15 protein-coding genes and 1 pseudogene are annotated in these 13020 nt (G+C 64.5%); 5 read left to right on the top strand and 11 right to left on the bottom strand.

Features of this window, described 5'->3' with window-relative positions:
- Positions 1-2 precede the first annotated feature (2 nt).
- Complete coding sequence (locus G566_RS13020) at positions 3-638, bottom strand: Pr6Pr family membrane protein (protein WP_022678746.1); 636 nt, start codon at positions 636-638, stop codon at positions 3-5.
- A 92-nt stretch (positions 639-730) separates the two neighbouring features.
- On the opposite strand from G566_RS13020, the gene G566_RS0100620 reads away from it, so the two are divergent.
- Both G566_RS0100620 and G566_RS0100615 read left to right on the top strand, forming a co-directional pair.
- Positions 731-2830, top strand: a complete 2100-nt coding sequence (locus tag G566_RS0100620; RefSeq protein ID WP_022678745.1) for a molybdopterin dinucleotide binding domain-containing protein — start codon at positions 731-733, stop codon at positions 2828-2830.
- Positions 2831-2841: 11 nt separating this feature from the next.
- Positions 2842-3168: a DUF6481 family protein gene (locus tag G566_RS0100615; RefSeq protein WP_022678744.1), complete on the top strand. Its 327-nt coding sequence runs from the start codon at positions 2842-2844 to the stop codon at positions 3166-3168.
- Positions 3169-3177: 9 nt separating this feature from the next.
- Here G566_RS0100615 and G566_RS15720 read toward each other — a convergent pair.
- The 5 genes and pseudogenes from G566_RS15720 to petA form a co-directional block, all read right to left on the bottom strand.
- Positions 3178-3999 (bottom strand): annotated as a pseudogene (locus tag G566_RS15720) (CHAD domain-containing protein).
- Positions 4000-4043: 44 nt separating this feature from the next.
- Positions 4044-4586: an adenine phosphoribosyltransferase gene (locus tag G566_RS0100600; RefSeq protein ID WP_029131075.1), complete on the bottom strand. Its 543-nt coding sequence runs from the start codon at positions 4584-4586 to the stop codon at positions 4044-4046.
- Positions 4587-4666: 80 nt separating this feature from the next.
- On the bottom strand, positions 4667-5485 hold the full coding sequence (locus G566_RS0100595) for a cytochrome c1 (RefSeq protein WP_029131074.1): 819 nt from the start codon (positions 5483-5485) through the stop codon (positions 4667-4669).
- A 12-nt stretch (positions 5486-5497) separates the two neighbouring features.
- Complete coding sequence (locus G566_RS0100590) at positions 5498-6802, bottom strand: cytochrome b (RefSeq protein ID WP_022678739.1); 1305 nt, start codon at positions 6800-6802, stop codon at positions 5498-5500.
- Positions 6803-6813: 11 nt separating this feature from the next.
- Entirely contained in the window at positions 6814-7380 is a 567-nt protein-coding gene (gene petA, locus G566_RS0100585; protein ID WP_022678738.1) for a ubiquinol-cytochrome c reductase iron-sulfur subunit, read from the bottom strand.
- A gap of 215 nt (positions 7381-7595) precedes the next feature.
- Between petA and hemF the strand changes: the two genes are divergently transcribed.
- Both hemF and G566_RS0100575 read left to right on the top strand, forming a co-directional pair.
- Positions 7596-8450, top strand: a complete 855-nt coding sequence (gene hemF, locus G566_RS0100580) for an oxygen-dependent coproporphyrinogen oxidase (RefSeq protein WP_022678737.1) — start codon at positions 7596-7598, stop codon at positions 8448-8450.
- A complete protein-coding gene (locus G566_RS0100575) occupies positions 8447-9079 on the top strand; it encodes a GNAT family N-acetyltransferase (RefSeq protein WP_022678736.1) in 633 nt (210 codons plus the stop codon). Before hemF ends, G566_RS0100575 begins: the two co-directional genes overlap by 4 nt.
- Here G566_RS0100575 and G566_RS0100570 read toward each other — a convergent pair.
- From G566_RS0100570 to G566_RS0100555, 4 genes are read right to left on the bottom strand one after another with little or no spacing between them, the layout of a single operon-like run.
- Positions 9076-9786, bottom strand: coding sequence for a hypothetical protein (locus G566_RS0100570; RefSeq protein ID WP_156874374.1), 711 nt, complete (start codon positions 9784-9786; stop codon positions 9076-9078). The two genes, G566_RS0100575 and G566_RS0100570, sit on opposite strands and share 4 nt — an antisense overlap.
- A 36-nt stretch (positions 9787-9822) precedes the next feature.
- Positions 9823-10155, bottom strand: coding sequence for a Grx4 family monothiol glutaredoxin (grxD, locus tag G566_RS0100565; RefSeq protein ID WP_022678734.1), 333 nt, complete (start codon positions 10153-10155; stop codon positions 9823-9825).
- Between the two features lie 28 nt (positions 10156-10183).
- Positions 10184-10414, bottom strand: coding sequence for a BolA/IbaG family iron-sulfur metabolism protein (locus tag G566_RS0100560; protein ID WP_022678733.1), 231 nt, complete (start codon positions 10412-10414; stop codon positions 10184-10186).
- Positions 10414-10731: a DUF1476 domain-containing protein gene (locus G566_RS0100555; RefSeq protein ID WP_022678732.1), complete on the bottom strand. Its 318-nt coding sequence runs from the start codon at positions 10729-10731 to the stop codon at positions 10414-10416. Before G566_RS0100555 ends, G566_RS0100560 begins: the two co-directional genes overlap by 1 nt.
- 198 nt (positions 10732-10929) lie before the next feature.
- Between G566_RS0100555 and purC the strand changes: the two genes are divergently transcribed.
- Positions 10930-11727 (top strand): phosphoribosylaminoimidazolesuccinocarboxamide synthase, encoded by a 798-nt coding sequence (purC, locus tag G566_RS0100550; RefSeq protein ID WP_022678731.1) that lies wholly within the window; start codon positions 10930-10932, stop codon positions 11725-11727.
- 4 nt (positions 11728-11731) lie between these two features.
- Here purC and G566_RS0100545 read toward each other — a convergent pair whose 3' ends face one another.
- The gene (locus tag G566_RS0100545) at positions 11732-12964 is read right to left on the bottom strand and encodes an MFS transporter (protein WP_022678730.1); all 1233 of its coding nucleotides are present in this window, start codon (positions 12962-12964) and stop codon (positions 11732-11734) included.
- Positions 12965-13020: the final 56 nt, after the last annotated feature.

Genomic DNA, 13020 nt, shown 5'->3' with positions numbered 1-13020 from the left:
TTTTATCCTTTTGGCGAAGGGCGGCGATCCCACCAGATGGCAATGGCCATTGCAGCAGCAAACAGGCTGGCGAGGCCGGTGATGTTGATGCCCAGCTGCGCCCAGCCCAGCTTGCCGGCATCGATGAAATAATAGGGGTAGCGGCCGGTCTGTGCGCCCACCAGCAATGCAAACAGGCAATAGGCCAGCGGCAGCGGCAGCACCGCCCACACATGCTGCCAGCCAAGCCGGGCAGCCGGCCGCAGCAGCAGCCACCACAACGACCAGGCAACGGGCGCAAAGACATGGAAGATGAAATCAATGGCCTGGCGCAACAAGGTTGGCGGGTGGTTCAGGCCTGCGAGCAGCGTGTTATAGACGATGCCCACCACCGCGATCCACGCCACACTGGCGGCCAGCAGCGCCGGATGCGCCGGACCGCGCGCCCGGCCGACAAGGGCGACATGGCCGGCAATCAGCGCCACCGCCGTGTTCGACCAGATGGTGAACCAGCCATAAAGCCGCTGCACCTCGTCAAACGGATCGCGGCCGCGTTCCACCACGTTCAGCGCGAATTGGGTAAAAAGCGCCGTGCCGCACAGCACCGCAACGGCTACCGCAGCGGCGCGTGATCTGCCTGTCAGCCATTCTTCCTTCATTACCGCAATAGCTAGCGCACGCAGCGGCCAGCGCAAAGCCTGTCGCCATTGGGGGGTGGCGCTGATAGGCTCGTCAGCGGGAGATTGCCGCCATGCCGGTCCACACACGCACGTGCCACATCTGCGAAGCCAATTGCGGACTGCTGATCGAAACCGAAGGCCGCCGCGTCGTCAGCATACGCGGCGACTCCGACGATCCGATCTCGCGCGGCCATATCTGCCCCAAGGGCAATGCCATTGCCGATCTGGAAGCAGATCCCGACCGGCTGACCAGTCCAATGAAGCGGGTGGGTGAAGACTGGGTGGCGCTGGAGTGGGAAACGGCGCTTGCGGAAATCGGTACGAAATTCGCTGCCATCAAGGCTGCGGGCGGCGCGGCAGCGCTCTATGTTGGCAACCCCACCGCACATGATTTCGCGCTGGGCATGCAGACCGGCGCGTTGAAGAAGGCGCTGGGGGTTCGGGGAGTCTATTCGGCGTCCACCGTCGATCAGATGCCTCACCAGTTGGCGCAATATTTTCTCTATGGCCACAATGCGTTATTCCCGATTCCCGATATCGAGCGCACGCAGCATCTGGTGATCCTCGGCGGCAATCCGCTGGCATCGAATGGCAGCGTGTGGACCGTGCCCGACGTGAAGCGCCGCATCGCCGAAATGCAGGCGGGCGGCGGCCGCCTGACCGTGATCGATCCGCGCCGCAGCGAAACGGCGGGCATTGCGGACGCCCATCATTTCATCCGCCCCGGCAGTGATCCGGCCCTGCTGGCGGCGTTGCTGTTGGCGCTGGACGACGCCGGACTCGTGAACCCCGGCCGGCTGGCGCCGATGCTGGAAGGCTGGGACGAGGCGTGGGCGGCGCTGCGGCACTTCACGATCACCGATCTCGCCCACGCCTGCGGCTGGGAGGTTGCTGCCATCCACACGCTTGCCGCCGAGCTCGGCAATGGCCTGCCAACCGCCTTCTACGGCCGCATCGGGGTGAGCACGGCGCCGTTCGGCACGCTGGCGCACTGGTTGATCAACCTGCTCAACATTGCGACGGGCAATCTCGACCGCGAGGGCGGGGTGATGTTCTCCCGCCCGGCGGTGGATGTCGCCGGCAGTTCCGGCCCCGGCAGCCGCGGGCGCTTCTTCAGCCGAGTAAGCGGCCATCCGGAAGTGATGGGCGAATTCCCGGCGGTGAGTCTGGCCGAAGAGATATCGACGCCCGGAGAGGGCCAGATCAAGGCGCTGGTGGTGATTGCCGGCAACCCGGTGCTCTCAGTGCCGGATGGCGGCGCGCTGGATGCGGCGCTCGACGGGCTGGAACTGATGGTCTCGATCGATCCGATGATCACAGCAACATCACGCAAGGCGCATTACATTCTGCCGCCCTGCCCGCCGCTGGCCAAGGATCATTATCCGCTGTTGCTGGCCCCCATTGCCTTCCGCAACTTCGCCAAGTTCTCGCCCGGCCTGTGGGAACCACTGGAAGGCCAGAAGCGCGATTGGGAAGTGGTGGCCGAACTGGCGCAGGCGCTGGCCGCTGCGCAAGGCATCAACTTGCCGCCACCGGTGCAGCCGCGCGAACAGCTCGATCGCATGTTGCAAAAGGGCGGGCGGAGCCTGGCGGACGTCATGGCGCATCCGCACGGGCTTGATCTGGGCCCGCATGTGCCGCGCTTGCCAGAGCGGCTGTTCACGCCTGGCAAGACCATCCGCTGCGCACCCGAACCGGTAATCGACGATTTCACCGGACGCTTTGCCGCGTGGCTGAAGGCGCAACCCGAGCCCGGCCTGGTATTGATCGGCCGCCGCCATATCCGCAGCAACAACAGCTGGCTTGGTAACGCCCCGCGCCTGGCCAAGGGGCCGGACAAGTGCATCGTGCTGATCAACCCCCAGGATGCCGCTGAACACGGCATCGGCGATGGCGCGCTGGTGCAGATCAGCAGCGCCGCCGGCACGGTGGAAGCACCGGCCAGGGTGACGGACGAGATCATGGTGGGCGTCGTCTCCCTGCCCCATGGTTTCGGCCATGCCAGGCCCGGTGTGCGCCAGTCGGTAGCAGCGCTGCGGCCGGGGGTGAGCCACAATGATCTGACTCTGCGCTCGCGGTTGGACGTGCTGTCGGGAACGGCGGCGCTGGTGGGCACGCCGGTCAGGATCAGCCCTGCCTTCGCGGTTGCAGCAGAGGCCGCGAGCGGCTAAAGCGGCGCTCTATGTTCAAACTCCCCGATCACAAAGACCGCGCCAAGACCGCCGCTGAAGCCAAGCTGGCCAAGCTGGAAAAATTCAAAGCCGCTGCGCCAAGCGATGAAGCCATTGCCGCGGCCCGTGCGCGCGCCGAAAAGCGCGCCCAGAAGGAAGCCGAAGCCAAGGTCGCCCGCGCCGAACGCGCCCGCCAGATGGCCGAGGAAAAGAAGGTCAAGGAAGCCCAGCGCGAGAAGCAGGCCGAACAGCAGCGCCTGGAAGCCATTTCCCGCGAAGCCGCCCAGAAGGCCGCCCGCGACGCCCGCTACGCCGCCCGCAAGCAGCGCATCCGCTAACCAGCCGCTTCAGCGCCAGAACCGCGGCGCTGTCATCACCTGTTCATGGGCCTTCACGGCCGTGGCCAGCAGCGCCGGGCGTTGGGTTTGGCCGATCAGCGCCGCGGCCCCGCGCACACGGCTGCTGCCGATGCGGGCCAGCACTGCCTGCGCCACCACCAGATCGTTCAAGGCACCCAATGCATCCTGCAGGGGCAACAGCGCCGCCATGAAGCGCGCTCGCCGGCCGGATGCCGGAAACAGGCTGCCGAACAGTTCGACGGCATGGCGCAGCCGCTTCACGCACTTGCGCAGCCGGTGGCGGGCTGCGTCATCGCCATCCACCAACGCCTGCCCAGCCTTCATCACCTTGCGCCGGTAGCAATCAAGCTGGCGGGCGGCGTGATCGCGTGCATCGTCCGCCGGCAGTGGTGGGTGCAGCACAATCCATTCCGACAGGTCGAGCAGCATGGCCCGGGTGGAGGCGGCGTGCAGTGCAGCCAGCGCGTGGGCGAAGGCTTCATCACGCGCGGCTGAGAGCTTGTCGTGCAGCGGGCCCGGCTAGGTCCGCGCCAGCAGCACATCCAGATCGCGTGCAGCACCCAATGCGCCCGACAGGTCGCGCAGCCCCGCCTCCAGCGCCAGCTGTGGGCTCGTGAGTGGCTGGAACAGTCGCAGTGCCGATCGCAGCCGGCGCAGGCTCGCCCGCGCCTGGTGCAGGGTTTCGCCGTCCAGCGCGGCCAGCAATTGCGCCTCGTTGCGGCGATACTGGCCGAGGCAGGCGCTGAGGACGGCGCGCAACACCGCATCGGTCCCACCCAGATCCAGCAGCCCATTCCGTTCGCGGCCCATCTGCCCTCACCCCGCACGATTCGCCGGGACAAGCATAAGCCGGATCAGTGGCCAGAAAACGCCATCAGACTGTTGGGGGTGATGCCGGCCTCGCGCAGCCGCTGGGCGCCGCCCAGATCGGGCAGATCGATGGCAAAGGCCGCCTGTGTCACCACGGCACCGCCGCCGCGCAGCAGTTGCGCCCCGGCAAGGGCAGTGCCGCCGGTGGCAATCAGATCATCAACCAGGCAGACACGACTGCCGGCCGGCACGGCATCATCGTGCATCTCGATGCGATCCTGGCCATATTCCAGCGCATAATTCACGCCGGTCACCCGGCCGGGAAGCTTGTTCTGCTTGCGCAGAAGGACCAGCCCCACCCCAAGTTCACGGGCCAGGGCCGCCCCGAAGATGAAGCCGCGCGCCTCGATCCCGGCGATCAGATCGGGCGGCGTGGTCAGGCTTGCGGCCATGCGGGCGATGCTGGCGGCAAATCCCGGCCCATCCAGTAGCAGCGTGGTGATATCGCGGAACATGATACCGGGCTTGGGATAATCGGGAATCGTGCGCACCAGCGCCTTCAGATCATCGTTTGCACTGTGGTCCATCATCAAACGCAGCTCCCCAAACGGCGGAAGGCGGCCATCCTGCCGGATGACCGCCTCCCTGCAACACGCGTTCTGCCAAATCAGGCCTTTTTGATGTCGGCCCACACCTTGCGGTACGACAGATAGCCCAGCCCGGTCATGATGATCAGGAACAGGATCATCGCCATGCCGGTTTCCTTACGGTTTTCCAGCTTGGGTTCCGCCGTCCAGGTCAGGAAGGCACTCACGTCCTTCGCATATTGATCGGTGGTCGCGGGCGACCCATCGGAATAGGTCACCTGGCCGTCAGCCGCGAGCGGCGGCGGCATGGCGATGTTGACGCTGTGGAAATAAGGATTGTAATACAGCGAGTCCGGCTTGGTCCAACCCTTCGGCACGTCATCGGAATAGCCGGTGAGGAGCGAATAGACATAGTTGGTGCCATCCGGGCGGGCCTTGGTCATCAGCGACAGATCGGGCGGATTGGCGCCGTTCTGCGCTGCGCGGGCAGCCGCTTCGTTGGCATAGACCAACGGGAATTTGTCGGCACCGGTTGCCTTGCGGGTCGTCGGCTCACCGTTCGAGTCGATCGCGGCCACTTCATATTCGGCAGAGATCGTCTTGATCTGGGCTTCGCTGTAACCCAGGTCAGCCAGATCGCGGAAGGCGACACGGTTGATCGAGTGGCAGGCCGCGCAGACTTCCTTGTACACCTGGAAGCCGCGTTGCAGCTGGGCACGATCAAACGTGCCGAACACGCCCAGATTGCCCGGGCCATTATGGGCCCATTCCATGTGCTTGGGATGCTTGTGGAGTTCCTTGGTCATGTCGGGCGAGGTCGCCTCGCGGGGAGCGATAGCTCCCCACAGGACGTTCACGACAAACAACAGGCCAACGGCAAGTGCGCCGAGACGGATCATGTATATGGCTCCTTATTCGGCCGGCTGCGCGAGGGGCGCAGCGCCACCGCCACCTGACTTGCTGCCGTATTTGGCCAGCACAGCTTCCGAAATGGACCCCGGCAGCGGCTTGGTCTTCTCCAGCTTGGAGACGATCGGCAGAATGATCAGGAAATGGGCGAAATAATAGGCGGTGAGGACCTGGGACAAGCGCACCCAGGGTTCTTCCGCCGGCTTGCCGCCGCACACGCCCAGCACCACAGCCACCACCACGAACACCCAAAACAGCAGGCGGCTGAGCGGACGATAGTTGTTCGAGCGCACCGGCGACGTGTCCAGCCAGGGCAGCAGGAACAGCAGCAGGATCGAAGCGAACATCGCGAGCACGCCCCACAGCTTGGCCGGCACGCCCAGGAAGTCGGTCGTGAAGGCACGCAGGATGGCGTAGAAGGGCCAGAAATACCATTCCGGCACGATGTGGGCAGGCGTCGAGAGCGGGTTGGCCGGGATATAGTTGTCGGGCTCACCCAGGCTGTTCGGCATGAAGAACACGAAGGCCGCGAAGAGGATCAAGTAGATCCCGAGACCGACGAAATCCTTGGCCGTATAATAGGGATGGAACGGCACGGTATCCGCCTCCGACTTCACGTCCACACCGGTCGGGTTGTTCGAACCCGGGATGTGCAGCGCCCAGACGTGCAGGATGATGACCCCGAACGTCACGAACGGCAGCAGATAGTGCAGCGAGAAGAAACGGTTGAGCGTGGCGTTGTCCGGCGAGAAGCCGCCGAGCAGCAGGGTCTGGATGTAGGTGCCCACGACCGGGAAGGCCGAGAACAGACCAGTGATGACCTGTGCGCCCCAGAAGCTCATCTGGCCCCATACCAGCACATACCCCATGAATGCGGTGGCCATCATCAGCAGGAAGATGACGAGGCCGAGCATCCACAGCACTTCACGCGGCGGCTTGTACGAACCGTAATAGAGGCCGCGGAAGATGTGGATATAGACGACACCGAAGAAGAAGCTGGCGCCGACCGCGTGCATGTAGCGGATCATCCAGCCGCCGTTGACGTCGCGCATGATGTGCTCGACCGAATCAAAGGCGACGCGCGTGTCGGCGGCAAAGTGCATGGCCAGCACCACGCCAGTGATGATCTGGATCACCAGCGCCACACCAGCGAGCACGCCGAAATTGTAGAAAGCGTTCAGGTTCTTCGGCGTCGGATAACCCGGACCCAAAGCGCCATGAACGAAACGGGCGAGCGGCAGGCGCTCGTCCATCCATTTGCCGACTTCGCTCGTCGGCTGATATTGTTTTGCCCAGGGAAAGCTCATGCTCTTGCTCCTCAGCCGATGGTCACAGCGGTGGGCGACTTGAAGGCGTAGGGCGGCACTTCCAGGTTCTTGGGTGCCGGGCCCTTGCGGATGCGCGCGGCCGCATCATAGTGCGAGCCGTGGCAGGGGCAGAAATACCCGCCGAAATCGCCCTTGGCTTCACCTTCGGCTGCGCCCAGCGGCACGCAGCCGAGGTGGGTGCAAACACCCAGCGTGATCAGCCATTGCTCGCTGCCTGGCTTGGTGCGGTCTTCCAGCTTCTGCGGGTCACGCAGAGTGGAAACGTCCACCTTCTTGGCATCAGCGATCTCTGCCGGCGTCAGGTGCCGGGCAAAGATCGGCTTGCCGCGCCAGCTGGCCTTGATGGCCTGGCCGGGCTGCACTGCCGACAGATCGAGATCGATCGACGCCAGCGCCAACACGTCCGCGGACGGGTTCATCTGGTTGACGAGGCTCCAGGCCACCGGCACGACGCCGGCGCCGGCAAAGGCCGCCGTCGCCACATAGAGAAAATCACGGCGACGTTCGCCACCGGGACCGAGATCTTCGGCAGTCGCCTGCCGCACTTCGCTAGCCATCTTGCCCCTTCCGGAATCTGATGCATGACCGGCAAGCCTTCAGCCTGCCCGCATGACGTGCCCGGATAGACAAGGCGATGCCGCAACGCAACGGAGAAAAGCCGCACACCCCCCGGACAAATTGGCGCGGTTATGACAATCCGGTAAGGTCCGTGGCCGAGCGCTGGCCACTGTAGGGGGTTTCGCGTCGCGAGAAGCCTGTCTAAAGCTTGGCCATGATCGAGCTTGATGACCAGCAGAAGGCCGCGCAGGCCTGGTTCCGTTCCCTTCGCGACAGCATCTGGGCGATGCTGGAACAGCTGGAGGATGAATCCACCCTTCCCGGTGACGCGGGCCGCTTTGAAAAGCGCGTGTGGGACCGGAGCGACCACAGCGGCGGCGACGGTGGCGGCGGCGAGATGGGCATCATGAAGGGCCGGCTGTTCGAAAAGGCCGGGGTCAACATTTCCACCGTTTATGGCGAGTTCAACCCGGATTTCGCCAAGCAGATCAACGGCGCCGCCGAAGATCCGCGCTTCTTTGCCACCGGGCTCAGCCTGGTGATCCACCCGGCCAACCCGCTGGTTCCGGCAGTGCACATGAATACGCGCATGCTGGTCACGACGAAGCGCTGGTTTGGCGGCGGGGTCGATCTGAACCCTGCCCTGCCCGATGCGGCTGAAACCGCCGCCTTCCATGCCGCCGTGAAGGCGACATGCGATCGGCACAGCCCGGATTATTATCCGGCACATTCGAAGTGGGCGGAGGAGTATTTCTGGGTGCCCCATCGCAACCGCCATCGCGGCGTGGGCGGCATCTTCTATGATCACCTGAACAGCGGCGACTGGGCGGCAGACTTTGCCTACACACAAGACGTGGGCCGCTGCTTCCTGGAAACCTATCCCAAGCTGGTGCGCGCCAAGATGCATCAGGATTTCAGCGAAGCGCAGCGTATCGAGCAACTGAAGTACCGCGGCCTCTATGCCGAGTTCAATCTCGTCTATGATCGCGGCACCACCTTCGGCCTGAAAACCGGCGGCAACACCGATGCCATCCTGATGAGCCTGCCGCCGCTCGCGATCTGGGAATGAGCGAGCGGCAAGGTGGCGGCAGCATGGTGGCATCGCGGGTAATCGCGGTACCAGCCGGTCAGATTGCCACCATCGTCACTTGCCTCGAAATGACTGCGCCGCCGGCGCCGGTTGTGCCGGTGAAATCAGCGTTGAAGCTGGAGCGCTGGACGGCGCCCGTGGACCTGGACCGATATCGCGCCCTGTTCCGCGCCATCGGTCAGCCCTGGCTGTGGCGCGGGCGGCTGGTAATGGATGACGAAACGCTGACCGCGACGTTGAACGCGCCGACGCTGGAGGTGCATGTCGCCACACGGCGCGACGGCACCCCGCAGGGCCTGCTGGAACTGGATTTCAGCGGCGACCGCGAATGCGAGCTGGCCTATTTCGGCCTGGTCCCGGAGTTGACCGGGCGCGGCCACGGGGCCTGGCTGATGGGCCACGCACTGAAACGGGCATGGCGGGAGGGAATCCGCCGCGTCTGGGTGCACACCTGCGATCTCGATCATCCGGGCGCACTGACCTTTTACCAGCGCCACGGTTTCCGCCCTTATGAGCGGCTGGTCGAGATCTATGCGGATCCACGCGCCAGCGGGCTGTACCCGCCCGAAACGGCGCCGGAGGTGCCTCTGCTGCGCGCCGAGACCTAGCGCAGCGGTGCGGCCAGTTGGCGATAGGCGGCTGCACTGGCTCCACCGACACCGATGGTGACCAGACAATTGCCGATAGCGGGCACCAGCGCGTGCAGGAAGCGCCCCACCGACGCCAGCCCGCCGGTACGCGCCACCACGTCCAGTGCGGCGCCAGCGCCTTCGGCCAGGATGCCGATGCCGATCACACCGAACAGGCCCAACACCAGGAACAGGGTCAATTGCAGGCCCTGCCCCTCGCTCAAGGCCCAGCTGCGGCGCAGCAGCGCAAAGGGCGTGCCGCCTTCGGCCAGCACTACAGCGCCCGAAAGAAACAGCAGCCGGGCGAACAACCACAAGCCGGGCACCAGCAGCAGCAACAGGCCCAGCCCGACCGGCAATGAGCCGGAGATTTGCGCCAGCGCATAGGCTGGAAACGCCGCCAGCGCCGCGGCCAGCGCTTCACGGGGCGTGGCATTGCCGCGCAGCACCAGATAGGTGGCAGCAAGCTGACCGAACGCGGCGATCAGGCTGGGCACCGCCAGTCGCCACAGCAGTTGCTGATTGCTGATTGCGTCAAGGCTGGTGGGTGCCGGCGGGCCGAACAGTTCAACAGCTACAGCCGGCAGCAACGCGAATGGCGCCACCAGGAAAAACAGCCGCGGCAGATCTGCCCGTACGGCGGTGGACATCGTGTCCCACAGGGCGGCGGCCGACAGACGTTGCATTGTCGGCCTCCTTCCCGCCACGGTATTCCGGCCGGATCAGGCCGCCGGTTTGACGCCGGCTTCGGCCACCAGGGTATGCAATTCGCCGGCCTGGAACATTTCCATCATGATATCGCTGCCGCCAACGAATTCGCCCTTGATGTAGAGCTGCGGGATCGTCGGCCAGTCGCTATATTCCTTGATGCCCTGGCGGATTTCCTGATCGGCAAGCACATCAACGCCTTCGAAGGCGACGTTCAGCCGTTCAAGGATGGCAATGGCAGTGGAGGAAAAGCCGCACTGCGGGAAGAAGGGCGTGCCCTTCATGAACAGCACGACATCGTTGCTGTTCACCAGATCGGCAATGCGTTCGTGGACTGGGTTGGTCATCGGGAGGAATCCTTCTTGGCCGGGCTGTTCACGCCGCGACCGTGGTCAATTTCAGAGCATGGAGCGCACCCCCCATGCGACCGCCAAGAGCATTATACACCAGCCGCTGCTGTGCAACCCTTGAGAGGCCTGTGAACTGCGGCGCCGTCACCACCGCGGCATAATGATCGCCATCGCCGGCCAGATCGGTGATCTCCACCGTTGCGCCGGGCAGCGCCGCCAGAATCGCCGCTTCGATGTCGGCTGCAGCCATCGGCATCAGGCGGCTCCGCTGATCTGGGCTTCGGCCTGGGCAAGTTTTTCGGCCAGCATCGCCTTGATGTCGTTCACGCCCACGCCCAGTCCGGCCAGATCGCCGTGCAACTTTGCGATGATGTCGTCATCACCGGGGATTTCCAGATCCGACAGCAGCACCGACTTGGCATAATCGTCGGCGGCCTGGCCATCCTTGCCCAGCTTTTCCGCCGCCCACAGCCCGATGAGCTTGCCGCGGCGGGCAAGAATGCGAAAACGCATTTCCTCGTCGTGGGCGAACTTGGTTTCAAAGGCTTTCTGGCGATCGTCGAACGTGGTCATATCATGCTGCTCCCAGGCGGGTATCCTACCCCAAATAGGTAAGCACGGCCGCCTGATCAATGATTGTATCTCGTCTTCTTTGCCGCTATGGCCACTCGCCCGCGCTGAAGGGCCGTGTTAGCCTGCCCCGGCGTTGTTGAATTTAAGCCGCGACCTGCCCTGCACCGGGCTGGCCGCGCCGCCTTCGAAAGGTTTGCCATGACCCGCCGCCGCCAGATTTATGAAGGCAAGGCCAAGATCCTGTATGAAGGTCCGGAACCCGGCACCATCATCCAGTATTTCAAGGATGACGCCACCGCCTTCAATGCCCAAAAGAAGGGCACGATCAGCGGCAAGGGCGTACTGAACAACCGCATTTCCGAACATGTGTTCACTCTGCTCGGCATGATCGGCATCCCCACCCACTTCATCCGCCGCCTCAACATGCGCGAGCAACTGGTGCGCCAGGTGGAGATCATTCCGATCGAGGTGGTGGTGCGCAACGTGGCTGCCGGCAGCATCGCCAAGCGGTTTGGCATCGAGGAAGGCACCCAACTGCCGCGCACCATCATTGAATATTATTACAAGGATGATTCGCTCGGCGATCCGCTGGTGAGCGATGAGCATATCGCCGCCTTCGGCTGGGCCAGCCAGGACGAGATGCACGACATCGCCGACATGGCGATCCGCGTGAATGACTTCATGGCCGGCATGTTCGCCGCCGTCGGCATCCGCCTCGTGGATTTCAAGCTGGAGTTCGGCCGGCTGTTCGATGGCGAATTTTCCCGTGTCATCCTGGCAGACGAGATCAGCCCGGATGGCTGCCGCCTGTGGGACATGAAGACCGGCGACAAGATGGACAAGGACCGTTTCCGCCGCGATCTGGGCGGCGAAGTGGAAGCCTATCAGGAAGTCGCACGCCGCCTTGGCCTGCTGACCGAAGACGAGCCGGCCGTGCTCGACCTGGATGAGCACCGCAAGGCGCGCGGCAAGGACAAGCCGACGCCGACCGAGTGACGTATCAAGCCGGTGCCCAGCGCACCGGCTCGATCCGCCGCACCACAAGGCCGAAAATCAGCGTGCCGGTGCCAACGATGGCAGCGGTGACGATGAAGGCGGGGCGATAGCCGGCGGCATCGACGATGATACCGGTCATCACTGGGCCGATCACCCCCGACAGATTTCCCAAACTTGTCTGCACGCCCACCCAGCGCCCGGCCGACGCCGGACCAGCCATGGTCTGGCCGATGACGAACAACAGATTGGGCACCGGGCCATAGCCGAAGCCGGTGATGGCGATAAGGCTGATCAGCGGCAGCCAGCCCTGGATATCGGGCAGCAGCAGCAGGCCGGTCACGCAGGCCGCCACAGAGCAGAACAGCATCCGCCGCCGCCACTTGGAGCCATCGCCGCCATTGCGGATTGCCCGGTCAATCGCCCAGGCGCCCAGCGTGCCGCCGGCGATCTGCGCGATGTAGAAGACCGAGGTGAGCAGGCTCATATCGATGATCGAATAGCCGCGCGCCTTGACCAGCCACAGCGGCAGCCAGCCAACGATGAAATAGAGCGCGAAGGTGCCGGCCAGATGCAGCAGGGTGATGGCCCAGAAGGTCGGCTGGCGCAGCACGGCGGCGAGCGGGGCGGCGTTCTCAGGCGTTTCTGCATGACGCCCCTCGCCTTCCTCGATGCCGCGGCGGGCCAGCCACCACGGCACCAGCCACACCAGGGTGGCGAGGCCGAAGACGATGAACATCTCGCGCCAGCCCCACAATTGCATCATGGCGCCGCCGGCCAGCGTGCCAATCAGCGGCCCCAGCGCGAGGCCGCCGGACAGCGAGATATTCGCCAGCCCACGTGCGCCTTCCGGCACTCGCGCGATGAGTTTCGATCCGCAGGGGAAGGCCACGCCTTCGCCCAGACCCATGAGAAGCCGCAGCAGCAGCAAGCCGGTGACGCCGCCGGCCAGGCCGGTGCCGACAAAGCCCATGCCGATGGTGGCCAGCGCCCAGGTGGCAGCGCCCATTGCCATCAGCAGCCGCACGCTCATCCGGTCGGCGAGCCAGCCGGCGAGCGCCAAAGCGGGAACATAGGTCCAGTAGAAGCTGGAAACGATGACGCCGTAACGCTCGTTGGTGAGGCCGAATTCGTCCTTTATCAACGGCGCCGCCACGCTCACCGCACCGCGATCGATGTAGTTGAGCGCAATGGCGGCCCCGATCAGGATGATCGCCCAGCGCAACGGACCTGACAGCATCAACTTCTCCCCAGCAGGCACAGTGGCGGCCGCGAATTGGGCCGTCAACCGGCCAC

It is taken from the genome of Sandarakinorhabdus limnophila DSM 17366 (assembly GCF_000420765.1).
Taxonomy (GTDB): Bacteria; Pseudomonadota; Alphaproteobacteria; order Sphingomonadales; family Sphingomonadaceae; genus Sandarakinorhabdus; species Sandarakinorhabdus limnophila.
The sequence above is the reverse complement of the archived record's forward strand: the minus strand, read 5'-3'. Positions and strand labels throughout refer to the sequence as shown.